General features: G+C 67.9%; 15 protein-coding genes. 9 read left to right on the top strand and 6 right to left on the bottom strand.

Annotated elements, in window-relative coordinates:
• Positions 1-81: 81 nt before the first annotated feature.
• On the bottom strand, positions 82-2,466 hold the full coding sequence (locus tag ACP7EY_RS09785; RefSeq protein ID WP_426192902.1) for a M1 family metallopeptidase: 2,385 nt from the start codon (positions 2,464-2,466) through the stop codon (positions 82-84).
• Positions 2,467-2,613: 147 nt separating this feature from the next.
• On the opposite strand from ACP7EY_RS09785, the gene ACP7EY_RS09790 reads away from it, so the two are divergent.
• Positions 2,614-3,657 (top strand): HD-GYP domain-containing protein, encoded by a 1,044-nt coding sequence (locus ACP7EY_RS09790; RefSeq protein ID WP_426192904.1) that lies wholly within the window; start codon positions 2,614-2,616, stop codon positions 3,655-3,657.
• Positions 3,658-3,669: 12 nt separating this feature from the next.
• A complete protein-coding gene (locus ACP7EY_RS09795; RefSeq protein ID WP_426192906.1) occupies positions 3,670-5,673 on the top strand; it encodes a CHASE domain-containing protein in 2,004 nt (667 codons plus the stop codon).
• Positions 5,674-5,677: 4 nt separating this feature from the next.
• On the opposite strand, the gene ACP7EY_RS09800 is transcribed toward ACP7EY_RS09795, so the two are convergent.
• From ACP7EY_RS09800 to ACP7EY_RS09810, 3 genes are all read right to left on the bottom strand, one after another.
• A complete protein-coding gene (locus ACP7EY_RS09800; protein ID WP_426192909.1) occupies positions 5,678-6,751 on the bottom strand; it encodes a DUF5694 domain-containing protein in 1,074 nt (357 codons plus the stop codon).
• Positions 6,752-6,864: 113 nt separating this feature from the next.
• Positions 6,865-7,704: a phytanoyl-CoA dioxygenase family protein gene (locus tag ACP7EY_RS09805; protein WP_426192911.1), complete on the bottom strand. Its 840-nt coding sequence runs from the start codon at positions 7,702-7,704 to the stop codon at positions 6,865-6,867.
• A gap of 28 nt (positions 7,705-7,732) precedes the next feature.
• On the bottom strand, positions 7,733-8,809 hold the full coding sequence (locus ACP7EY_RS09810) for a hypothetical protein (RefSeq protein WP_426192913.1): 1,077 nt from the start codon (positions 8,807-8,809) through the stop codon (positions 7,733-7,735).
• 329 nt (positions 8,810-9,138) lie between these two features.
• Here ACP7EY_RS09810 and ACP7EY_RS09815 point away from each other — a divergent pair, with 329 nt between their 5' ends.
• From ACP7EY_RS09815 to ACP7EY_RS09840, 6 genes are all read left to right on the top strand, one after another.
• On the top strand, positions 9,139-10,620 hold the full coding sequence (locus tag ACP7EY_RS09815; protein WP_426192916.1) for a hypothetical protein: 1,482 nt from the start codon (positions 9,139-9,141) through the stop codon (positions 10,618-10,620).
• Positions 10,617-12,137, top strand: coding sequence for a hypothetical protein (locus ACP7EY_RS09820; RefSeq protein WP_426192918.1), 1,521 nt, complete (start codon positions 10,617-10,619; stop codon positions 12,135-12,137). Before ACP7EY_RS09815 ends, ACP7EY_RS09820 begins: the two co-directional genes overlap by 4 nt.
• Positions 12,138-12,200: 63 nt before the next feature.
• Positions 12,201-12,659, top strand: coding sequence for a hypothetical protein (locus tag ACP7EY_RS09825; protein WP_426192921.1), 459 nt, complete (start codon positions 12,201-12,203; stop codon positions 12,657-12,659).
• 22 nt (positions 12,660-12,681) lie between these two features.
• Positions 12,682-16,323, top strand: coding sequence for a tubulin-like doman-containing protein (locus tag ACP7EY_RS09830; protein WP_426192923.1), 3,642 nt, complete (start codon positions 12,682-12,684; stop codon positions 16,321-16,323).
• 21 nt (positions 16,324-16,344) lie between these two features.
• Entirely contained in the window at positions 16,345-17,241 is an 897-nt protein-coding gene (locus tag ACP7EY_RS09835; protein ID WP_426192926.1) for a hypothetical protein, read from the top strand.
• 96 nt (positions 17,242-17,337) lie between these two features.
• Positions 17,338-18,348, top strand: coding sequence for a tetratricopeptide repeat protein (locus ACP7EY_RS09840; RefSeq protein ID WP_426192929.1), 1,011 nt, complete (start codon positions 17,338-17,340; stop codon positions 18,346-18,348).
• Between the two features lie 12 nt (positions 18,349-18,360).
• Here the strand turns inward: ACP7EY_RS09840 and ACP7EY_RS09845 are convergent, their stop codons facing one another.
• Positions 18,361-20,592 (bottom strand): molybdopterin-dependent oxidoreductase, encoded by a 2,232-nt coding sequence (locus ACP7EY_RS09845; RefSeq protein WP_426192932.1) that lies wholly within the window; start codon positions 20,590-20,592, stop codon positions 18,361-18,363.
• 144 nt (positions 20,593-20,736) lie between these two features.
• On the opposite strand from ACP7EY_RS09845, the gene ACP7EY_RS09850 reads away from it, so the two are divergent.
• The gene (locus ACP7EY_RS09850; RefSeq protein ID WP_426192935.1) at positions 20,737-21,081 is read left to right on the top strand and encodes a hypothetical protein; all 345 of its coding nucleotides are present in this window, start codon (positions 20,737-20,739) and stop codon (positions 21,079-21,081) included.
• A gap of 27 nt (positions 21,082-21,108) precedes the next feature.
• On the opposite strand, the gene ACP7EY_RS09855 is transcribed toward ACP7EY_RS09850, so the two are convergent.
• Entirely contained in the window at positions 21,109-23,229 is a 2,121-nt protein-coding gene (locus ACP7EY_RS09855; RefSeq protein ID WP_426192937.1) for a diguanylate cyclase, read from the bottom strand.
• Positions 23,230-23,300 lie beyond the last annotated feature (71 nt).

The raw sequence follows: 23,300 nt of genomic DNA on the forward strand, positions 1-23,300 counted from the left end.
AGGGCAGGGGCGCAAATGATAACCGGCGGCGACACGAAATGCTCGTGCGGCCGCCGGCGGGTTTACCACGGTGTCAAACGATTATTCGGCCTTGGTGTCTTCCTTGCTGTCCTTGGCGTCCTTGGTTTTCAACTTGGTGTTGAAGTCTTTCATCAGGTCGTTGCCGCCCCGTTCCTGCTTGAACAGTTCGACCCGCGACGGCGTCATCTTGCGCGGCCAGCTGTTGTTCGACACATCGGTGTCGGCCGTTTCCCAGTACGGGTCCTGCGTCAATCCCACCATCGGCTCGTCGGTGACGATCAGTTTCGTGATCTTCTTCGACGAATAGCGCCACACCTCGGCGGGAATGCGCTCGATATATTTCTTGCCGCTGGCCAGTTGGATTTCCAGCACCAGCGGGGTGACCAGCCCGCCGAGATTACTGAAATCGACCATGTACAGGTGCTTGCCCTGCGTGAGCAGCGCTTTTTCCCACGGCTCGAGCTTGTCGACCGACTCGTTAAAACTGTTGCGGTCCTTGTTGGTGACGGTGAAGTCGTCGTGCTCGTTATAAAAATCCTTCAGCTCGGGGTGGGCGTCGAGACGGCGCGCCAGCGTGCCCTTGTTGCGCTGGTTGGTGATGGACACGGGCTCGGCATCCTTCTGGGCTTTTTTCCAGGCTTTTTCGATCTCCGGATTCTTGCTCGAGACGCCGTACTCGGTGATGCCGTCGATGCTCACGTCGACCGCGTCGGTGGTGTAGAACCAGCCGCGCCAGAACCAGTCGAGGTCGGTGCCGGAAGCGTCTTCCATGGTGCGGAAAAAATCGGCCGGGGTGGGGCGCTTGAATTTCCAGCGCTGGGCGTATTCGCGGAAGGCGAAGTCGAACAGCTCGCGTCCCAGCACCGTTTCGCGCAGGATGATCAGGGCGGTGGTCGGCTTGGCGTAAGCGTTAAAACCGAACTGCAGCACCGATTCCGAGTTCGTCATGATCGGCACCTGGTTTTTCGAGCGCATGTAGTCGACGATGGCGCGTGGTTCGCCGCGCGACTGCGGATAGCCTTCTTCCCACGCCTGTTCGGCCAGGTACTGGACGAAGCTGTTGAGGCCCTCGTCCATCCACGACCACTGGCGTTCGTCCGAATTGATGATCATCGGGTAGTAGTTGTGGCCCACTTCGTGGATGATCACGCCGATCAGGCCATACTTGGTCTGCTTCGAGTACGTCAATTCGCCGGTCTTCTTGTCCTTGGTGGGACGCGGACCGTTAAACGAGATCATCGGGTATTCCATGCCGCCCACCGGGCCGTTGACGGAAATCGCCGCCGGATACGGGTAGTCGAGCGAGTACTTGTTGTACTGCTCGATGGTGTGGATGATGGCCTGGGTCGAATACTTCTCCCACAGCGGGTTGCCTTCCTTCGGGTAGTACGACATCGCCATCGTGTTGGTGCCGTCCTTCTTGTAGCCTTGCGCGTCCCAGATGAACTTGCGGCTCGAGGCCCACGCGAAGTCGCGCACGTTCCTGGCCTTGAAGTGCCAGGTCTTGGTGGTGGTGGCGCGCGTTTTTTCCGCCAGTTCGGCCTCGGCCTGGGTGACGATGATCACCGGTTTGCTCGCCGTGCGCGCCTGGCGCAGGCGCTCGCGCTGGGTGCTGGTGAGCACGGCGTCGGGATTTTGCAGCTCACCCGTGGAGGCGACGATGTGGTCGGAAGGCACCGTCAGCTGGATGTCGTAGTCGCCGAATTCGAGCGTGAATTCGCCCGAGCCGAGGAACTGCTTGTGCTGCCAGCCGTAGACGTCGTAGTAGGCCGCCATGCGCGGGAACCACTGGGCGATTTCGTATAAATCGTTTTTATCGGCGTCGTCGAAACGCTCGTAGCCGGAGCGCCCGCCCAGCACCTTGGCGTCGTTGATCTTGTAGTTCCACTCGATGGAAAAGACGAACTTGGCGCCGGCCTTGAGGGTCTGCGGCATATCGATGCGCATCATCGTCTTGTTGATGACGAATTTGAGCGGCTCGCCGTTCGGTCCCTTGACCGACTTGATATTGAAGCCGCCTTCAAAACTGCGCGACTCCATCAGGCCCTGCATGGCGTTGAAACTGACGCCGTCCATGGCGCTGCGGCCCTTCGACCAGGCCTCGCGCGAGGGCTGGATGGCGGTGCTGCGGTTGTCCGAACCGGGCTTGAACAGGTTCTGGTCGAGCTGCAGCCACAGGTAGGACAGGGCGTCCGGCGAATTGTTGTGATACGTGATCGTCTCGGCGCCGGTGATGGCGCGGTTGGCTTCATCGAGCGTGGCGCGGATCGAATAGTCGGCGCGCTGCTGCCAGTAGGCGGCGCCGGGCGCCCCCGAGGCGCTGCGGATCGACCCCGGCGTCGGTAACAATTCCTCGAGCTGGCGGAATTTGTCGTCAAATGGTTCAGCCGCAAGCGCGGCCCCGGCGAGGCATAAAGCGGCCAATCCGATCGGCAAACGTATCATGGTTACCCTGTATTTATAAGATTTTTGGAATGACAATTTTAATACTAGCTTTGAATCAACGGTTATGTGCGATTGTAAAAAACCTGAAACATTGCACGCGCAGGCGGTATGATGGAATCGCAGCCTCGGAGGGCGGAAAGCGTGCGGATGGATATTAATTTTGAGGCAACTATTTTGATCGCCCACGGCGATCCTGGCGCTGTCGCGGTGCTCAAGGAAATGTTGCAAGCGCGCTACCACATCAAGCTGGCGGCCAACGGCGCCGATGCGCTGCGCCTGGCGGCGCTGGCGCCCCGTCCCGATCTGATCGTGCTCGATGGCGCCCTGGCCGCCGGCGCCACCTTGCGCGCGCTGCGCAGCGACGCCGGCCTGCACGCGCCCCTGCTGGTGCTGGTCGAGCGCGCGACCGAGGACGCCGCCTGGCGCGAGGGCGCCACCGACATCATCGAGCAACCGGTGTCCGGCGCCGCCCTGCGCGCCCGCGTGGCGCTGCACCTGCAATTGCAGCGCTTGCGGGCGGGGGCCGCCGGCGCCGCCAGCACGCCGGCCGACGGCGCCGACGGCGGCGCCATTCTCGCCATGGCCGCGCTGGCCGAAGCGCACGAACCGAACATCGGCAAGCACCTGTTGCGCACCCAGCGCCTGGTGGCTGCGCTGGCGGCCCAGTTGCAATACCACAGCCGCTTTCGCGCCGTCCTCACGGCGGACAATATGGCGCTGATCGTCAAGGCGACGCCGCTGCACGACATTGGCAAGGCGACCGTCGATGCCGCCATCGTGCGCAATCCCGGCAAACTCACGGATGAGCAATTCGTCGCCATGCGGGGCCACACCGGCGGCGGGCGCGACGCCCTCGCGGCGGTCGAACTTACCTTGGGCGGGGCCACGCCCTTGCTGCGCTACGCCCGCGAGATCGCCTGGTCGCACCACGAAAAATGGGACGGCTCGGGCTATCCGCAGGGATTGGCGGGCGAGGCCATTCCCGTCGCCGCCCGCCTGATGGCGGCCGCCGATGTCTACGACGCGCTGGTGACGGCGCGCGCGTACCGGCCCGCGTTCACCCACGAGACAGCGATCGAACTGATACGCCAGGCCAGCGGCGAACACTTCGATCCGGACGTCGCCGACGCCGTGCTGGTGGTCGAGGAGCGCTTTCGCGCCATCGCCGCCGAGCTGGCCGACGCGCCCTAGGGCGCCGCTGCCATGGCCCGCGAGCCGCTGCGCATCAATGGCTACCTGGCCTTTGTCATTGGCATCTGCCTGACCATCTGGACCTGCACGCTGGTGGTCAACGCGCAGGACGCGCAGATACGGGGCAGCTTCGTGCGCGACACCGACAAAGTGGCGGCCGATACCTCGGCGCGCCTGCAAACCTATTTCGACACCCTGCTCAGCCTGAAGGCGCTGTTCTCCGTCAGCGGCGAGATCGATCGCGCGCAGTTCGCCCTGTTCGTGCGCGAGCTGCGCCTGGCCGAGCGCTACCCCGGCTTTCGCGCCGTGCAGTTCGTCCGTTACGTGCGCGGCGGCGCCGTCGCCACCTTCGCCACCGAGGTGCGCCGGCGCACCGCCGGCCAGCCCGGCATGCCGCCGTTCGCCGTGCATCCGCTGCCGCCGCCGGACGATCAGGGCGACCATCACATCATCGAATTTAACGAGCCGATGGCGGGCAACGAGAATGCCTTCGGGCTGGACCTGGCCAGCATGCCGGCGCAGCTGGCGGCAGTGACCGAGGCGCGCGACAGCGGCCGCATCGTCGCCACCGGCCGCACGGTGCTGATCCAGGACACGGCCGACCACCCCGGCTTTGTCGTGCGCGCCCCCGTGTACCGCCAGCACATGCCGGTCGATACCGTCGAACAGCGGCGCGCCGCCTTCCTTGGTGTCGTCGCCATCGTGTTCCGGGTCGACCATCTGTTGAGCGAAGTGCTCGATCCGGCCCTGCTGCAGCACCTGAGCTTGCAGGTGATCGATGCCGGCGACAGTGAACGCAACAAGGACAAGGCGGCGGCGTTCGCCGCAGGCGGCGCGCTGCTGTTCGACAGCCACTCGAAAGGCGCGCGCGTGCTGGCCCAGCGCGTGCTGGTCAACCAGGTCGAGGTGGCCCAGCGCCAATGGCAACTGCGCTACAGCGCGCTGGCGGGCAGCCGCTACGGCCGCGACATCGTGCCGCCCGTGCTGGTGGGCCTGGGCGGGTTGGTGATCAGCGCGCTCATTGCGGCGCTGCTGCTGGCGTCGCACCGGGGCGCCATGCTCGAGCAGCGCTTGCGCGCCATCCTCGATGAAAAGCAGGCCAGCCTGGTCGAACTGGCGCAGCAGAAAAAGCACGTCGAGCTGGCCCATGGCGACTTGTCGTCAGTGCTCATCACGCTCAAGCAGGCGCAGGCCAACCTGATCACCTCGGAAAAGCTGGCCTCGCTGGGCGCGCTGGTGGCCGGCATCGCCCACGAACTCAATACGCCGATCGGCAACAGCCTGCTGACGGCGACCGCGCTGGCCGACATGGTGGCCGACTTCGAAAAGCAGTACACCAATGGCGGCATCCGCCGCTCGGCGCTGGAAGCGCACCTGGCCGACACCCGCTTGGCCTGCTCCATCATGGCCAGCTCGCTGGGCCGCGCGGCCGACCTGATTACATCGTTCAAGCAGGTGTCGGTCGACCAGACCAGCGATCAGCGCCGCCGTTTCGACCTGGCCGAGGTGGTGGGCGACACCGTCGCCACCTACGCCGCCCAACTGCGCCGCGCCAACTGCAGCATCGACGTCGACATCGCGCCGCGCGTCACGCTCGACTCCTATCCGGGCGGACTGGGCCAGGTGCTGTCGAACCTGATCAACAACGCCCTCCTGCACGCCTTCGGCGCCGCCGCCGTCGCGCCCCCGCACATTGCCATCAGCGCCGGCGAGATCGATGGCAGCCATATCGTGCTGCGCTTTCGCGACGACGGCGTGGGCATGAGCGAAAAAACCCTGCACCAGATTTTTGACCCCTTCTTCACCACCAAGCTGGGGCAGGGTGGCTCGGGCCTGGGCATGAACATCGTCTATAACGTCGTCACCGGCATGCTGGGCGGGACCATCAGCATCGAATCATCGCCCGGGCATGGCACCAGCGTGACGATCATGATGCCGATGGTGGCGCCGCGGGTGGCGCCGCTGTTGGTGGCGTCGCCAGCGGCGCTGCGCCAGGCCGCCGCCACGCAGTCGTAGATATTCAGCGCAGCGGGGCCATGGCGTCGACGATGCGCACATCGTGCATCTGGTTCAGATACGCCTCGAGGTAGCCTTTGTGGGACGCCCCGACGACGACCAGCATGCGCAGGCCGCTCTGCTTGCCCAGCACCTCGCGGATGTTCGACGCCATGCGCAGGTTGCGGGTTTCCCAGTAGCCGACATAGTCGCGCCCGAACTGCTGGGGCGACGGCTCCTCGAGGGCGGCGCCGAAGTCGGCCTCGAACGTGAGCTTGCCGACGCCGGGCGCATTGTAGGCGCGGTACATGGCGAGCACGCCTTCGGCGCTGTCCAGCTGCGCCTTGAGGGCCTCGCTGGCGCGCTTGCGCTGGGCCGACGCGGGGTTGTTCCAGGCCTTCATGAGGGCCGCGCCAGCCCCCTTCGGGTCGGCGTCGGGGCTGTCGGCGGTGTGATCGTCCATCGGGTAGACGCGCTCGTGACCGAGTTCGGCGGCCAGGCGGGCGGCGATCAGGATGCTCTCGTCGCGCCGCTGTGCGAGCGCCGTGATCTGCCCGACCAGGGCGCTGTCGAGGCCATCGCCCGCCTGCCGCTCGCTCGTCGGCAGGCGCAGCCACTGCACCACCGCCGACGCCCCTTCGCCGCCGGCCAGGAACAGCGCGGCCAGCTGGCGCCGCTGGGCCGGCGTGGGCGCCGCTGGCCAGGCCGCCAGCAACTGGTCAATGCGGGCGGTGGCGGCAGGCACATCGAGCCCGGTCGTCGCGCGCGCCGCGGCCGTATCGCGGCAGTACGAGGTGATGGTGTCGGCGTAGCGGGCGGGAAAGCGGCGCAGGAAATCGCATTGCATGCCAGAGAGGGCTTCGATGGCGATCGCCTGCGGGCGCCAGCCGGCCAGGCGCTGTTGCAGCAGCACCAGCTGGGCGGGGTCGAACGATTTGGGCAATTGCGACAAGTGGGGCGAGCCCAGCACCAGCACCTCGTTGCGCGCGCCCGTCGCCGGGCCTTTCAGCAAGGCCGGATTGAAGTCGGGCTGGTAGCCCTGGGCGGCGGCCAGGCCCGATACCGCCAGCGCTAACGTCAAGCAGGAAACACGGCGCATCGAGGCTCTCCCATCAGGTCATTATCAGTCAATAATTATAGGGAGAAAATCGTGACTTACAGAGAAAAACTTGATATGCATGCAACAATAAGGCGCCGCTCCCGGGCGCCAGTTCAGTCGAATCCGCGCACCGGCAGGGCGGCGTCGCGCTGGATCCAGTTGCGCGCCGAGTAGCTGGTGGCGCCGTCGGTGGCGTGCAGGGTGAACGCGTGGCGCGAGCGGGGCGAGGTGTTGGGCGCGCTGTAGTGGGGCAGCAGGCCGTGGAAAATCACCAGGTCGCCCGCCTGCGCTTCCAGTGGCACCGCCACGCTGTTGTCGGGCCACGCCATGTCGTCGAGTTTTTCCATGGCGATGCGCTCGCCGTCGCGCACGAAGCGTTCGCGCAAGGGGCTGGTGTGGCCGCCCGTTTCGACCCACAGGCAGCCGTTGTCCACGGTGGCCTCTTCCAGCGCGAACCAGAACGTCGTCACGCTCACCGGGGTGGTGTCGAAAAACGTCGCGTCCTGGTGCCAGCGCACTTCGCCGCCGATGCCAGGCTGCTTGAAGATGTACTGCGACTGCCACACCCTGGCGTCGACCAGGCCGATGTCGCGGGCGATGGCGGCCAGCCGCGCATCGCGCGAGAACTGCTCGAACACGGGGTCGAGGTCGTGCATGGCGTGGCCGATCTTGTTGATCGACAGGGCCTTGGCCTGTTTGAGCGTGCCGTCGGGGGCAAACGCGGCCTCCTCGAAAAAGCAGCGCAACGTGCGGTCCGAACCGAGGAACCAGTCGTCGCTGGCGGCGGCCTGGTTCTGGGTGGTGAAAATGGCGCTGCCTTCGGCCGGGTTGAAGGCGTCGACGATGGCCAGCGCGCGCGCGCGCAGGGCGGCGATGGCGGCGCTGTCCTTGAAGCCGGGCAGGACCAGGTAGCCGTCGGCGTGGTAGCGCGCCTGTTGTTCGGTAGTGAGCATGTTCAATTCCTCGGTGGGGATCATGGTTTCAGACCTGCCAGGCGCCGTCGCGGTAGACCTGCTCGTCGTCGAGGTAGACCGCTTCGGTGACGGCAAACACGTCGACGTGATAGCGCGCGTCCTTGCGTTTGAAGCCGGGCTTGGTGTAGACGCCGTGCTTGGCGCCCAGCGACAGGTGGATGCCGCACATGCGTTCATAGGTGCCGATGTCGTCGACCCGGCGCTCGCGCGTGAACGCGCGGTTCATGCCGAAGCCCAGTTCGCGCAGCCACACTTCGCCCTCGTCGGCGCGGATGCGGGCGAGCACCTCGTCGAATTCGGCGGTGCTGTCCTCGACGCCGACCACGCGGCCCCGCTCGACGACGAGGGTGATCGGCACGGGCGGGCAGTTGACCATGAAGGCGGTGTCGCCGAACACGTGGATGCGCACGCGGCCGTGCACCGCTTCCAGGTCCTGCGCCTCGGTAAACACTTCGCCGATGGGGAACTGGCCGCCGACGTTGTGCATGGCGCTGTAGTCGCCGATGTTGAGCTTGGCCGATTCCAGCGCCGAGCCGAAGGTCAGCACGTCGCCGCCGCTGTCGATGCGCGCCGAGCTGGCCGCGTCGATGCGCGCCTTCAGGGCCGGGCCCACCGTGCGGTAGTAGCCGGCGTCATAGGCCAGGCCGGCAATGTAGTAACTGCCCTGGATGCCGGGCATGCGGTCCAGGTGCAGGTGTTCGATCACTTTCAGGCCCAGCTTGAACAATTCGACGCGCAGGCGAAAGCCGTCGAGTCTGAAATTGGTCGACTGCACCAGCACCACCAGGTCGCCCGGCGCCAGCGCCGCGAACGCGGCGAGCACATCGGCGGCGGCGACGCTGTCGAAATCGATGAAGCGGGCGTCCGGCAACTGGCGCCGGTACGCTTCGGTGAGCGCGCGCGCCAGGTCGGTGCCGGTGTCGGACACCACCAGGGCGGCGTGCGCGGGGCCGTGTTCGAACACGGTACCGAGGATGGCGCCCAGGTGGGCGCTGGCGGTAGCGACATCGGCGGCGGCGACGGCGCCCCAGGCGGACGGCGGCGCGACGGCCGGGTCGGAAGCAGCAATGGAAGACGGGTTCATGCCCCAATTATACGGAGCTTGCGACGGCGCAATGGGGTTTTGCGCGCAGCTCGGGGCTGCGCGCAAAAGAACCGGCACGGCAGGCGGGGCGGGGATGGTCGCCTGCGCCGTCGCAAACGGCGCCGCGCTCAAGCTTGTGGTGACGCAAAATGGCCCCGCACCAGACATGCAGATCCCGCCAGCCGCCCCCCGTCGGCGCGCCAGGCGATACCGGGCAAGCAAACGTCGAGAACGGCCCAATTACGCTATGATTTGAATGGTAAACACAGGCAGGTCAAGGCATTTTTTGGCCGTGTTCAACATGCATATGGCGACCGCTGGACTCCGACATGGACTATCGATGGGAAACACCGGCCAGTGTCTGGCTGGAGAACGAAGCGAGCGGGCAGTTCGCGCTCGCCGCCAGCGCCGGCTTGTCCGTCATCGACTGGCAGGGCGAGGCGCGCGATCGCCTGGCCGATGTCGCCCACCTGCTGGGGGCCTCGTTGCCGCTGGCCTGCCACTGCTCGCCCATCTACCCGGAGGGCTTCGCCTTTTGCCCCGACTGCGGCAAGCCCTTGCAGCGCCTGGCCGGCGCCGTCAATTCGCAGCCTGACTGGTGGGGTCCGTCCTGCGATGCCTTCCTGCCGCGCCACGTGCCGCAAGGTTTGCCCGTCACCTCGCTGGCGCTGGGCGATGCGCTCGAAGAGCGCGCCGCCGCCCCCGCCGTCGGCCGCTTCGACGTGGCCATGGCGGCGCCGCCGAACGCCGTGTGCGTGTTCGCCGCCGCCCATTACGGTTTTCCGGCGCCGCGCCTGCTGGCGCTGGCCACCACCCGCAATGTGCTGCAATACTGGGATCCGCTGGCCCGCTTGTGGCAACTGATGACGCCCGAGGACGGCAGCGCCGACCTGGCGTTCACGGGCGCGGCCTACGCCTGGCTGCCGGTGGCCAATCCCCGTCGCGGCGAGGTGGCGCTGGTGCCCACCAATGGGGGCCTGTGCCGCTTGTGGATCAACCCGGTGGGCGGCACTTGTCGCGCCGATGTCGAATTCGCCGCCCGCCTGGTCAGCGCGCCCGGCGCCGTGCGTCGCCACCATGCCTGCCTGTTCAGCGAGCAGGGCGTGACGCGCCTGTGGAGCGCGCACAACGACGGCAGCCAGGTCGAACTGCACGATTGCATCGGCGCCCCGGACGCCGGCTGGCGCTGCCCGGTCGGCTACGACGGCCGCCTGCTGTGGCTGCACGCCGACGGCCAGCTGATCTGGCAACCGGGCGCCGGCCCCCAGTGGCTGCCGTGGCCGGCCGGCTTTGCGCCCCGGCTGGAACTGGGCGGCCCCACCCAGAGCCGCGACGGCCGCCTGTGGCAGATCGGCCACCGGGGCGACGAATACGCCTTCATCGAACTGGGGCGCGCCATGCCCGACGCCGAAGCCATCAGCGGCGCCCGGCTGGGCTTTGCCAACTTCATTTTCCGCCGCGGCCACGAGGTCACGGGCGAGCCCTGGGACCTGGAAAACGTCGAAGACCTGCAGGACGACGATTCGCTGGTGCTGCCGCTGCTGCGCGGCTTTAACAACAACCGCGGTGCCGCCAGCGGCCTGGTGCTGCGCTTTCACAAATACACGGGGCGCGCCGAAGATGCGCTGGGCGGGCGCACGCTGGGCCGCACCACCGTCGAATGGATCGGCCGGCGCAATGTCATTCTCGACGAAATCGTGCGCCTCGCGCGCCCCCTCGAATGCACGCCCTTCGTCTACGACGACACCTTGTGGCTGCACCACCCGGACTGGCACCATATCCGCGGCTGGCGCCTGGAAGGTCTGACATGACGCGCCTGCGCGCGCGCGCCGCCGGCGCACTGGCGCTGCTGCTGCTGTGCTCCAGTGCGCTGGCGGCGGCCGCGGCCCCGCCGGGCGCCGGCACCGCGCCCGGCGCCCAGGTCTTCCTGGTGCAAAACTCGGGCTGGATGGAGCCGTTCTACAGCGACCCGGCCTCGCCCTACAAGGCGCTGGTGACGGCGCTGGTGGTGGCCGCCACGACGCCGGGCGCGCCATTCGTGCTGGCCTCGTTCAACCAGAGCCTGCCGCAGGCTCCCTCGCCGAAGGCGCTGCTGTCCGCGCGCGCGGGGGCCGCCACCGGCGCCAGCGTGGCGCAGGCGCTGGCGTCCTTGCAGCCGGCCGTCAAGCCGAGCGGGACGGCGCTGGCCGACACCGACCTGGGCGAAGCGCTGGGCGCGGCCATCGACAGCGCGCTGGGCGGCAAGCCCGGCCTGGTCTGGCTGTTTACCAACAATCGCAACAGTCCCAACAACGACCAGGCGACGGCGCGCCGCAACCGCGAATTCTACGAGCGCATTCACCAGGGCGGCGCCATCACCCGCGCGCTCGCCTTTCCCCTCAAAATGCCCGTCAAGAGCGCCCGCTACAGCGCCAACGGCCTGATGGTGTACGTGTTCGCCGTCGGCGCCCAGGGCGCCAGCGAGCTCGATGCGCTGCTTGCCAGCGGCCGCATCGCCACCGTCATCACCGAGCGGCCGGCGCGCCTGAAGCCGCTCGACCGCGATACCGTGCGGCTGGTGCCGCGCCGCGTCGAGCGCAGCGAGGGGGTGGGGTTTTCCCTCACGCCGGCCGGGGTGCTGCGCGCCGACATCGACGACGCCCTGGCGCCGACGGCGAAAATCGCCTGGAACCTGGAAAACACCATGTACCCGTACACCATCGTCAGCGCGCACCTGGTGGCCAGTTCGCTGCTGGCCGACCAGGAGCGGCCCATCGTGCTGGCGCGCGACCGCATCACGGCGCTGGCCCCGGGCAGTTCCGTGCCGCTGGGCTCGGTGATGCAATTGCCCGGCAACGACTTGCCCTCGGCATGGTCGCTGCAGGCGGTCAAGGCGGCCGGCTCGGCCTTCGTGCTGCCCGGCCAGATCGAGCTGCGCCTGACCGACCAGAAGCTGGCGCTGTCGCAGGTGTTCCGCGACCGCATGGCGGCGCTGTTCCCGGGCGACCCGCTGCCCGATATTTTTACCCCGCCCGAGCGCATCAAGGCCTCGACCGCGCTGCTGCCGCTGGAAGTGCGGGTCCACTACGGCATGGCGCCCCTGATCGCCCTGATCGCCGCCGCGCTGGTGGCGGCGGGAGCGCTGGTGGCGACGGCGCTGGCGGTGGGCCGCCCGCGCAAGGCCGTCGTCACCGTCGATGGCGAGGCGCGCACGATGCGCACCCGGGCCGGGCTGACGCAGCCGATTTTCGACAAGGCCGGGCGCAAGGTGGGGCAACTGCACACCACCGTGTTCGGCAGCCGCCTGATCGAACTGATCGAGGGCGCGCAAGTGACGTTGGGCCGCTAGCGCCCGCAAGCGGGGGCGGCAGTTTTCAGCAGGTTCGAGGCATTTATCAGAAGAGAGCGCAGTATGCAAAACCAGCAAGAGCAAAAAAATGAAGCAAATGCGCCGACCGCCGATCCCGGTTTTAAACTGCCCGGCGAGGAGCGCGCGCCGGCGGGAGCCGTCGCCGCGCCCGCCGCCGCCCGGCCCGCCGCCAGCCTCGAAGTGGCGGGCGCCCCCGCCAGCGTGGCCGCCGACACGTCCAGCCGCGACCTGGCCATCGGCGCCACCGCGTTCCTGATCCTGCTGCTGATTTTCTTCTTTGTCCGTAACGCCTACGTGCACCACCTGGTGGTGCGGCGGGTGGCGCCGTCGAGCGCCGGCAGCGCCGGCTGGATGATGTTCGTCGGCTTGTGCTTTCTCAGCGCCGCCGCCGTGCTGGCGCTGGTCAACGCCAGCAAATTTCTCACCTTCGGCATCACCGGCCCGCTCGTGGCCGTCGGCCTGGTCGCCCTGGTCGCCACCCTGTTTGTCGGCCGCCGCTGAACCACCCCACTGAAAGAATGACATGGCAGAATTCCCGCAAGGCGCCAGCGCCGACCACGCAGCCGCTTTGAAAGCCGAGCTGAAGGTCGATCTGCGGCCGACCCTGTTCATCGGCGCCGGCGGCACCGGCATGGAAGTGATGATGCGCATCCGCCGCCGCATCCTGTCGGCGGTCTGGAACCGCCAGCATCCGACCCGCGTCGAATCGATCGCCGACTTCCCCGTCGCCCGCTTTCTCCATTTCGACCTCGACAACCACGCCATCATCGACGAGGGCAAGTCGCTGCGCACCGACCCCTGGTACGAGCTGGTCAAGCTGACCGACGAGGAACGCCTGGTCGAGCCGCTCGACCTGCCGCAGTACCACGAGTCCGACGACAGCCTGGCGCGCTTTCCCCTGATCGAATCGTGGATGCCGCTGCGGCCGAAAAAACTGCGTTCGCTGGGCATCGACCCGTCGAAGGGCGCCGGCCAGATCCGCGCGCTGGCGCGCCTGTACCTGTTCGACAAATACCCGAAGCTGCGCGGGCGCATCAAGGGCGCCCTCAATTTCCTCAGCAGTAATGCCGGCAACGAGCGCAAGGAAAATTACCAGCGACTGGGCCTGCAGGTCGACACGTCGAAGTTCCGCATCGTCGTCATCGCCTCGTGCGCCGGCGGCACCGGCGCCGGCAGCGCCATCGACCTGGGCTGGATCTCGAAAGCGATCGCCCGCCAGGAAGTGGCCGACAACCAGGTCGACCTGGTGCTGTTCATGCCGTCCGGTTTCGCCAAGGCCAACAAGGAGCGCACCGAGGCGAACGCCTATGCCACCCTGATGGAACTGGAAACGACGATGCGCGACATGAACGCGCGGGTGCAGTGGATGGACCCGGACAGTGTCATTGGCAAGGGCGCGCCGTTCGACGACGTGTATTTTGTCGATACGGCCAACCTGGCCAAAAAGGCCACCCAGGACATCAAGGATGTCTACCAGATGGTGGCCGACACCCTGTTCGAGGACTTCGCCTCGGCCGACTTCGCCAACCGCAAGCGCTCGATCGCCGTCAACCAGCAGCAGCACAAGCTGGGGCCGTACAACCCGCGCGTGCCCGAGCAGCGCTTCGGCGACATGCGCCTGTCGTATTCGAAGGTCTATTCGGCGTTCGGCCAGTCGGTGCTCGACACCCAGCAAAGCCTGCGCGACGATATCCGCGCCTACGAACTGGCGGCGCTGATGGTCAAGGCCTTCTTCGGCCTGGCCGGCGCCGACGGCGTGGCCGCGCGGCGCGCCGGCGACCAGGAGCGCGACAGCTTCATGCGCGATTTTCTCTCGCTCGCCGAGCACCCGTTCGACACCTTCCCCGATTTCAAGAAGGGCACGGTGGACCTGACCGCGTTTCCCGAATACGCGCTGACCGACCAGCTGTTGATGGACAAGGACGGCCGCTCGCTGCTCGAGCGGATCGAGAGCAAGGTGCAGCTGGAAATCGACCGCATCATGGGCGCTTACGATCTCAAGCTGTGGCGCGAGAAGGTGGCCGAACTGCTGCCGCAGCTCGAACGCGACGCCATCCGCGAAGCCGGCGCCACCGCCGAAACGAGCGAAGACCGCATCAAGCGCCACACGGGCGAACAGCTGGGCCGCCTGCGCGGCCAGGCGCGCACCCAGCTCTATGCACTGCTGGACGATCGCAAGCAGGGTGGCCTGGAATTCGTGCTGTCCCTGCTCGAGCAGGTCAAGGCGCGCCTGCAGCAGCGCGACCTGGGCGTGGTCGAACGCAACGGCAAGCGCTACCGCGATATCCGCGACGCCCTGCGCACGCGCCAGGTCGAGGAGTCGCTCAACAATCTGTCGCAGGCCGCGTCGCGGCTGTTCGGCAAGGACGCCCAGGCGCGCGAAGTGATGACGCATATAAAACGCGACATCGCCGATTACCTGCGCTTTCACTTGCTGGCGGTGGCGGCCGGCCAGGCGGTCGAAGTGATGCGGGCGATGTCGGCCTGGCTGGGCGACCCGCAGTCGCTCGACGACCATGGACAAGCCCTGTGGAGCGGCATCGCCGGCGAGTTCCAGGAAGGCCGCCGCAGCGTGCAGGCGATGCTGGGCGCGGTCGACCAGCGCATCCGCCAGTTGCGCGCCGACGCCCGCGAGGAGCACGCCACCTACATCAAGCTGGCCACCGACAGCGAGCCGGCGCCGGTGCGCCTGACGGGCGACGTGAGTGCCTGGAGCGAGGAAGTGCTGCTCGAATTTGGCGGCTCGGCGCGCCTGTTCCCGCAACTCGGTCAAGAGCGCCTGCGCGCCAGCCTGCTGCTTAAACTGTTCCGGCGCGCCCAGACCCAGTTGACGGTCGAGCAGGTCGCCGGCGCGGCGCCGCCGGACCCGCTGCTCGAGCATCTGGCGGCCATGGCGCCGCCCGAGCGCGCGCGCGTGTTCAACGAATGGATCAAGAGCGCCATGCCGTGGATTAACGCGCGCTTTTCCGCCGAATTTACTCCCCGCGCCGACCAGTTCAAGTGCTTCATCGGGGTGGGCGACGTCGCCGCCTGGCGCCGCCTCGAGGCCGACATCCGCGCCGCCGTGCCCAGCGGGTCCTTCCACGGCGACCAGCTCAATATCGTCAACACGGGCGTCCAGGGACGCGCGGTGTGCTACATCGAGCTGTCCGGTTATCCGATGACGGTGCTGCGCGGCCTGCCCACCTGGCGCACCTCGTACCAGATCGAAAATCCGAAAATCCCCACCCACCTGCACTTCGATTCGACGCGCTTTCGTCACCCCATCTCGCCGTCGATGGATGAACTCAACCGGCTCGCCGACGACTACGAGTGGTACTTGCAGGCGGTGGCGCTGGGGGTGATCAAGCGCAAGGCCGACCTGGGCGACCTGGAAGCGGCCTTCCAGCCCCGTGGCCAGTACCTGTTCGAGGTCGAGCCGGGCGCGGGCGAATGGCTGCAGATCGGTAACGAGTTCGCGATCCGCTCGAACGGCCTGCCGCCGTACTACCGCGAGCAGCTCATCGGCGCGGTGCGCACCCGGCTGGCGGCGATGGGACCGCACCAGCTGGCGCTGCTGGCGGCCCTGATGCGCCACTACCAGCAGCGCGTCTATGAGCCGAAGCTGGAGGTGGACGAGACGGGCGCCCAACTACCCTCGCCGTCGCTTCCAAACATCACGGCGCGCCGGCTGGTGGAGCAGTGGACCCGGCGCGCACAGGCGCAGGATGCCGACCCGGCCGGGGAGGGGGCGCGCCAGCGCTTTGACGCCGCCGTGGCCGGCCTGGCCCAGTGGACCGATGCCGTGCCCGACTCGGCCAGCGACGCCTACCACTGGGAGGTGGAGCGGGCGGTCGACAAGCGGGTACTGCGGCCGGCCCTGCTGGCGAGCGAAGCGGCGGCGGCGCGGGCACTGGCCAGTCCGGGCCCCGCCGCCAGCGCCGCAGCCGTGCGCTTCAAGCTGTTCGTCCACGGCGCCCAGCAAGGGCCGTATTCGGTCGAGCAGGTTGCTGAACAAATTCGCCGCGGCGAGGTCCAAGCTGACACCCAGGTGTGGAACATGCTGCAATCGCCGAAGCTGGGCAAGTGGCAGGCCGCGCACGCGGTGGCGCAACTGGCGGCCCTGTTCGACGACGTCATCGCCGACCCGGCCGGCGGCGCCGACGATATTCCCGATCCCCGATGATGCCATCGATGGTGTTTCCCCGTGAGGCCAGCAGACGTGCGTGACGAAGTGATTTACCGGTGTGTGAACCTGTCCTGCGGGCGCGCGCTGCCGCGGCGCGTCAATTACTGTCCGTACTGCGGCATCGACCAGGTCACGGCCGCGCCGCGTCCTGTCGAAGGGGGGGCGCGCGCGGCCGATGGCGCTGCCGCGCCGCTCACGGGCACGGCGCCCACCCCGTTTGACGAGAACGCCCGCGCCGCCGCCGCCGCCAGCCGGGCCGCCGCGGTGGCGCGCGACCAGGCGAGCGCGCTTGCCCCTGCCGCCCCTGCCGCGGTGGCGCAGGCTGCTGTGGCGCCGCCGCCGCGCGCGCCTGGCGTGTCCGCCGCCCCGCCCACCGCCGCCGCGCCGCCGCGGCGCCAGCCGGTGCGCCTGCGCTGGTGGCTGCTGGCGCTGGGCGCCTTGTGGCTGATCTGGATCAGCGCGCGACCCACTGCCGCCCGGCTCGACGCCCGCGTCGACAAGGCGATCGGCCTGGCCGTCGCCTGCAAGGCCAACGACGCCCAGGCCGAACTGATCGCCCTGAAAAAAACCACGGCCACGCCGGCCCAACTGGCGCGCCTGCAAACGGCGCTCGATGAGGCCGACCTTGCATGCCGCCGGCCCGCGCGCGCCAGGACGCCCGCCAAAGGCGCCGCCCGCGCAGGTGGCCAGCAGGCGCAATCACAATCTGTGCGCAATTTGCTCGTCGAGGCGCGGGGCGCGCTGGCGCGGGGCGATTACCGCGCCGCCGCCGATACCATGGAAGTGTGCGTGACGATGGTCGATGCCAATACCCGCGAATGCGGCGAACTCAAAGCGCGCGCCGAACGCCTCGACGGCGAGCGCCGGCGCTGCCTGGCGCGGGGCGCCGACTGGGGCGGCGAGCGTTGCCAGTAACAGGGCCACGGGTGGCTTGACAGTGCTGCAATAATTACACTACTGTTAATATTATTCAGCCGCAATTTTTGGCTCCTTCATTCACGCCTGCCCAACATGCAAAAAAACCTGTCGACTCTCCTGTTGTGCCTGGCATCCTGCCTGGGCGCCGGCGCCACCGCCGGCGAGCCCGTCGAAGTGACGATGGCGGACCGCCCCCTGCCTGCCGTGAACGCCTGGGCCGCGCTGGGCGACCGCCAGGCGCAAGGCGAATTGTGCCGGCGTTACAAGACGGGCCAGGGCGCCCCGCGCAGCGCTGCCGACGCGCTGCTGCACTGCGGCCGCGGCGCGGCGATGGGTTTGCGCAGCGCCCAGGTCTGGCTGGGCGACCTGTACCTTGCCGGCGAGGGCGTGGCGCGCGATGAGGCGCTGGCGTACCAGTGGTACATGACGGCTGCCGAGGCAGGGCAGGCGCAGGCGAAGTTTTCGCTGTACCGGATCTACGAGATGGGGCTGGGCCGGCCCGCCGATCGGCCCACTGCCGCGCGCTATCTGCGCGAAGCGGCCGAGGGCGGCGACCTGCAGGCGATCGAGGCCCTGAAAAAAATCGAAGCAGGCTGGCGCCCGCCGGTGGACCCGGCGCCGGCCCAGGCGGAGGTGCACTACCTGAAGGAGCAGGATGTGCTGCACTTTACGGGCGCGCCCGGCATGTTTACCAGCGCGTTTTACCGCCTCGCCGCAGCGCCGCGGGGCCAGGTGGCGCTGACGGTGCGCGAGCTCAAAAACGATCCCCAGTGGGCTGCCATGGCCTCGGTCTGCGTGGTCGCCGAGGCGCCGAGCGACTTCGCCTGTTTCAAGCTGTTCCGCACGGCGCCCGACAGCGCTGTGCTGGGCGCCAGTGTCAACACGCTGTCGGCAGACCAGAAAGCCGAACACGACCGCGCCGATTTACCGGGCCAATTCACGGTCGATCAAACGGTCCTCGTCGGCATCGATGCCGAGGCCGGCAGCACGCTGCTGCGCGTGAGCATCGACGGGCGCCTGATCAGCGTACACCAGATCGATTTTCGCCCCGAACTGATACGCCTGGGCTGTTCGACCGCCGTGTGCGAATTCAAGTTCGAGTAGCCGGCCGCGCGCCTACAGCGGCGCCATCGTCACCGCAATCCCCGACAGCACCGCATTGCCCGACAGGGGATCGCGCAGGTTTTCGTCGAGCAGGGCGTTCAGGTTGGCGCCGGGCCGCTGCGCCGCCACCGCCATCTGCGTGCCGGGCAGGTCGTGGCCCCAGCCGTGCGGCAGGCTGACCACGCCCGCCATCATCTCGTCGCTGATTTCGACCTGCGCGTCGATGGCCTTGGCGCCATTGCGGATGCGGGCGAGGGCGCCGTCGACCAGGCCGAGGCGGGCGGCGTCGGCCGGGTGCACCAGCGCCGTGCAGCGAAAACTGCCCTTGGCCAGCGCCGGCAGATTGTGCATCCAGCTGTTGTTCGAGCGCAGCTGGCGGCGGCCGATGATCACCAGGTCGGGCGCCGGCGCGGCCAGCTCGCGCTCGACCCGCGCCAGATCGTCCAGCAGCATCGCCGGCGCCAGCTCGATCTTGCCCGAGGGCGTGCGCAGCGCTTCCGGCATGCGCGCCGTCATGGCGCCCAGGTCGATGCCGGACGGCGCCGCCTCGAGCGCCGCCAGGTTCAGGCCACCCGGCTGGCGGCCGAACTGGTCGCCGAAGGGACCACCGCGTAAGCCCAGGTCGAGCAGGCGGCGGGGGCCGCGCCGTCCCGCCAGCGCCGCCAGTACGGCGGGCGCGCCGTCGCCCAGTGCCCGTTCGAGGTCCTCGCGCAGGGCGGCGTCGTCGAGGGCGTCCAGGTCGGCGTGGGCGCCCAGGCCGGCCGCGATCGCGCCGATGCGCAGCATGCTTTCCCACTCCTCCGGCTGGCCGTCGGTGCGCGCCAGCGCGGCGCCGCTGTAGCGGGCGTGGTTGCGGTGCGAGAACTGGGTAAACGTGACATCGTAATGATCGTCTTCCAGCGGCGCCGGGCCGGGCAGGATGACGTCGGCATGGCGCGAGGTTTCGTTGAGGTAGATGTCCAGGCTGACCATGAAGTCGAGCTGGTCGAGGGCGGCGGCCAGGCGCGCGCCATTCGGGCTCGATAGCACCGGGTTGGCGGCGATGGCGATCAGCGCCTTGACCTGGCCGGGACCGGGTGTGTCGATTTCCTCGGCCAGGCAGGTCAGCGGCAGTTCGCCGCTCACTTCGGCCACCCCCGAAACGCGCGAAGCGTAGCGGCCGGTGACGACGCCGCGACCGACGCCGGGCTTGCCGCGCGTGTTGGCGCCGAACGCGGCCGGGCGGGGGAACATGGCGCCGCCGACCGTGTCGAGGTGGCCGGTGAGGACGTTGATGACGTCGATCAGCCAGGAGGCGAGGGTGCCGAATTGCTGGGTGCAGGTGCCGATGCGGCCGTACACCGCCGCGCGCGGGGTGGCCGCCAGCGTGCGCGCCAGCTCGCGCATGACGGCGGCGTCGATGCCGCACCTGGCCGCCACCCGTTCCGGCGCGTAGTGCGCCAAGGCCGGCTGCAGCTGCTCGACGCCGTTGACGTGCGCGGCCAGCGCGCCCAGCGCGACCAGGCCTTCATCGAACAGGGTGTGGGCAATCCCCAGCAGGAAGAACACGTCGGCGCCGGGCCGGATGAAATGGTGCGCGTCGGCCGCCGCCGCCGTCTCGGTGCGGCGCGGGTCGATGACGACGATGCGACCGCCCCGTTCGCGCAGCGCGCGCGCCTTGCCGCGGTAGTCCGGCAGCGTCCACAGGCTGCCGTTCGAGACCATCGGATTGGCGCCGATAATCAGCAAAAAGTCGCTGCGCTCGATGTCGGGCACGGGAATGCCCAGCCAGCTGCCGAACATCAGGCCGCACGAAAGCATCTTGGGAATCTGGTCGACGCTGGAGGCCGAGAACATGTTGCGGGTGCCCAGCATGCGCGCCAGGCGGGGAAAGTACAGCATCAGCCCCATTTTATGGGCCACCGGATTGCCCAGCACCGTGGCCACCGCGTTGGCGCCGCCGGCGGCGATGATGGGCGGCAGGCGCCGGGCGATTTCGGCGTAGGCTTCGTCCCAGCTCGCTTCGACGAACACGCCGTCGCGCTTGATCAGGGGCGTGCGCAGGCGGTCGGGATCGTCCTGTAACTCTTTCAGGCCCACCGCTTTCGGACACAGGTAGCCTTTCGAAAACACATCGTCATCGTCGCCGCGCACCTTGATGACGCGTTGCAGACGCGTTGCCGGGTCCGTTTGAAGATCGATCTTGAGGCCGCAGCAGGCCTCGCAAAATGGACAGATGCGGTGGACACTGGTGATCTCGGTCATGGCTGCTCCGGCAAGGGTGGGAGAACTGAGTAATCGAACGGTCGTGCTATTGTCAGGATTCCTTGCCGGACTGTCAACCGCTACCTGGTGGCCGGGTGTATGCTGAGCAGCAACAAAAGCGCAATGTCTTTAACGGAGAAAATCATGAAATTGACACAACTGGCGGTAACGATGGGGGTGATGGTCGCTTTGGCTGGCGCTGGCGGCTGCAGCAAAAAAGAAGACGGCATGGGGCCGGCGCAACAGGCCGGCCAGGCGGTCGACAATGCGGGCGACAAGGTGGCGCGCGAGCTGCAGGAAAAACTCGACAAGGCCAACGCCGCCGCCAGGCAGGTGAGCGATTCGGCGCAGCAGACGCGCGAGCGGATTGCCGATGCCACCGCCGACGCCGCCGCCGATGCCAGCAAGGGGCTCGATGCGGCGACCAACAAGGTGGGCAAGAAGGTCGAGCAGGCGGGCGAGAGCATCCAGCAGTCGACCAAGAAGTAAGCGGCGCGCGCTGGCCTTGGCCTTGGCTTAGGCGAGGCTGCTCGCCGCGGCGTCGCGGACGACGGCGCCGTCATCCCAGCTGCCCAGCACCACCGACATGTCGACGGCGCCGGAGCGCCAGGCCTGTTCCAGGTCCTGCTCGACCTGCTCGATGGTGCTGCCGCTGTCCGGGGTGAAGCCGCGCACGCCGTAGGCGCGGTTGCGGCCGTGGCCCTTGGCCATGTACAGCGCCATGTCGACCAGGTTGACGGCGCGCTCCCACGGCAAGGGCGGCTCGCCTGGTGACAGGGGGCACGGCGCGAAGCCGATCGAGACGTTGACGGAGATGCGGCTGCCGTTGTAGTCGATGGTGCTGGCGGAGATCCCCGCCAGCAGGCGGCGCGCGATGTCGTCGATGCCATCGCGCGGCACCGCCGGCAAGTAGGCCAGAAACTCTTCACCGCCCCAGCGCACGATCATGTCGGTCTCGCGCAGGATCACCCGCAGACTCTCCGAAATCATCGTCAGCACGGCGTCGCCGGCGGCGTGGCCATAGGTATCGTTGACGTTCTTGAAGTGGTCGACGTCGAGCAGGAACAGGGCGGCCACGGTATCTTCATCGGGCACAAAGGCGCGCTGCTCGGGCTGCTCGCGGGCGCGCATGAATTCCTGGAAGTGGCGGCGGTTGTACAGCGAGGTGAGGGGGTCGCGCGAACTTTGCTGTTTCAGTTCGAGGTTTTTCACCTGTAGCTGGGCGTTGGCGTTGCGTACCTTGCGGTACAGGATGCCGACGATGACGGCCACCAGCGCGCACACCACCGCCAGCAGCCACCAGATGCGCTGCTGCAGGCGCCGGTTGTCCAGTTCGGCGCCCTTGACCTGGTTTTCGCGGCGCAGCAGTTCGATCTGGCGTTCCTTCTTGTCCGCCTCATATTTGCCCTGCAGTTCCTGCACGGCCTTCTGGCGGCCCGCTTCGAACAGCTGGTTCGACAGCAGGCGCTCGCGGTGGTAGGCGGCGACGGCGCCGCCCATGTCGCCGGCGCGCTCGAGCGCTTCGCCATATTCGGCCAGCACGACCTGCAGCTCGGGCTTGTCGTTGATCTGTTCGTAGACCGCCAGGCCCGCTTCGAAACTGCGCTTGCCCTCGACCAGCCTGCCCATGCCCAGGTAGGCCTGGCCGATGTTGACGCGGGCGGTCGCCTCGATGGCGGTGTCATTGACGGCGCGGGCGGCCGTCATGGCCTGGTTCGCGTAGAGCAGCGTGTTGCGGTAGTCGCGCTGGTGCAGATAGCTGTCCGAGATATTGACCAGCGTGCGCGGCAGGTGCGTGGTGGCGTCGAGGCGGCGCTGGATCTCCAGCACCGCCAGCAGGGCCGCCAGCGCGCGCCTGGGTTGATTGGTGTCGATCGCCAGGCCGTACTCGGTGTTTTTCAGGTTGACGATGCGCACGGGCGAATCGGTCAGGGCGGCGTTGCGGTAAGCTTCATCGAGCGCCTGAAAACCCTTGTCGTATTCCTTCAACTGGCCGTAGAGCAGTGCCAGTGCATTGAGCGCCATGACGTTTTGCAGGGGCTTGTCGTACGCGCGGGCCAGCGCCACCGCCGCCTGCGTCCGCGCCAGCGCCTCGGGGAAATTGCCTTCCTCAGCGTAGGCCTGGCCCGCGGTGATGGCGGCCGTAATGCGCAAGGCCATGTCACCGGTCTTGTCGGCCAGGGCCGCACCCTCCCAGGCCAGCTTGTGCGAGCGCGCCAGTTCATGCATCGAAAAGCGCACGTAGCCTTCCGCCAGCAGGCCCTTGGCAAGGGCGACGTCGTTGCCGCTGGCGCGTCCCAGCCGGGTCAGTTCCTGCGCCAGCGCCAGCGCCTCGGGCAGCAAGCCGCGGGTGCGGTAGGTGTACCACAGCTGGTTGAGAAACTCGGCCCGGGTGGCCACGTTGGCCGCGCGCGCCTGCGGCTCGATCTTGCGCAGCAGCGCCAGCGCGGCCACCGGCTGGTAGCGGTTAAGCTCGCGAATGTGGTCGAGTTGGTGGTCCAGTTGCGCGTCCTGCGCGGGCGTGCTGGTCGCGGTCGGCGTTGCCCCTTGCGCCTGCGCCGCGGGGGCGCACAGCGACAGCGACAGCAGCAGCGCCGCCAGGCGGCGATGCGGAGAGCGAGGCCAAGCAACCGACATGAATGATCCTGGTGTTTGAAGACCGATGGCCCGTCCATGGGCGCTGCCTGATTATAGGCGTGTTGCAGTCA

The sequence above is a fragment of the Massilia sp. DWR3-1-1 genome (genome assembly GCF_049898325.1).
Taxonomy (GTDB): Bacteria; Pseudomonadota; Gammaproteobacteria; order Burkholderiales; family Burkholderiaceae_D; genus JAFCUW01.

Bases quoted from the DNA above. Each gene is read 5' to 3' on its own strand.
- ACP7EY_RS09785 (WP_426192902.1), bottom strand. From the start codon at position 2,466: ATGATACGTTTGCCGATCGGATTGGCCGCTTTATGCCTCGCCGGGGCC.
- ACP7EY_RS09790 (WP_426192904.1), top strand. From the start codon at position 2,614: ATGGATATTAATTTTGAGGCAACTATTTTGATCGCCCACGGCGATCCT.
- ACP7EY_RS09795 (WP_426192906.1), top strand. From the start codon at position 3,670: ATGGCCCGCGAGCCGCTGCGCATCAATGGCTACCTGGCCTTTGTCATT.
- ACP7EY_RS09800 (WP_426192909.1), bottom strand. From the start codon at position 6,751: ATGCGCCGTGTTTCCTGCTTGACGTTAGCGCTGGCGGTATCGGGCCTG.
- ACP7EY_RS09805 (WP_426192911.1), bottom strand. From the start codon at position 7,704: ATGCTCACTACCGAACAACAGGCGCGCTACCACGCCGACGGCTACCTG.
- ACP7EY_RS09810 (WP_426192913.1), bottom strand. From the start codon at position 8,809: ATGAACCCGTCTTCCATTGCTGCTTCCGACCCGGCCGTCGCGCCGCCG.
- ACP7EY_RS09815 (WP_426192916.1), top strand. From the start codon at position 9,139: ATGGACTATCGATGGGAAACACCGGCCAGTGTCTGGCTGGAGAACGAA.
- ACP7EY_RS09820 (WP_426192918.1), top strand. From the start codon at position 10,617: ATGACGCGCCTGCGCGCGCGCGCCGCCGGCGCACTGGCGCTGCTGCTG.
- ACP7EY_RS09825 (WP_426192921.1), top strand. From the start codon at position 12,201: ATGCAAAACCAGCAAGAGCAAAAAAATGAAGCAAATGCGCCGACCGCC.
- ACP7EY_RS09830 (WP_426192923.1), top strand. From the start codon at position 12,682: ATGGCAGAATTCCCGCAAGGCGCCAGCGCCGACCACGCAGCCGCTTTG.
- ACP7EY_RS09840 (WP_426192929.1), top strand. From the start codon at position 17,338: ATGCAAAAAAACCTGTCGACTCTCCTGTTGTGCCTGGCATCCTGCCTG.
- ACP7EY_RS09845 (WP_426192932.1), bottom strand. From the start codon at position 20,592: ATGACCGAGATCACCAGTGTCCACCGCATCTGTCCATTTTGCGAGGCC.
- ACP7EY_RS09850 (WP_426192935.1), top strand. From the start codon at position 20,737: ATGAAATTGACACAACTGGCGGTAACGATGGGGGTGATGGTCGCTTTG.
- ACP7EY_RS09855 (WP_426192937.1), bottom strand. From the start codon at position 23,229: ATGTCGGTTGCTTGGCCTCGCTCTCCGCATCGCCGCCTGGCGGCGCTG.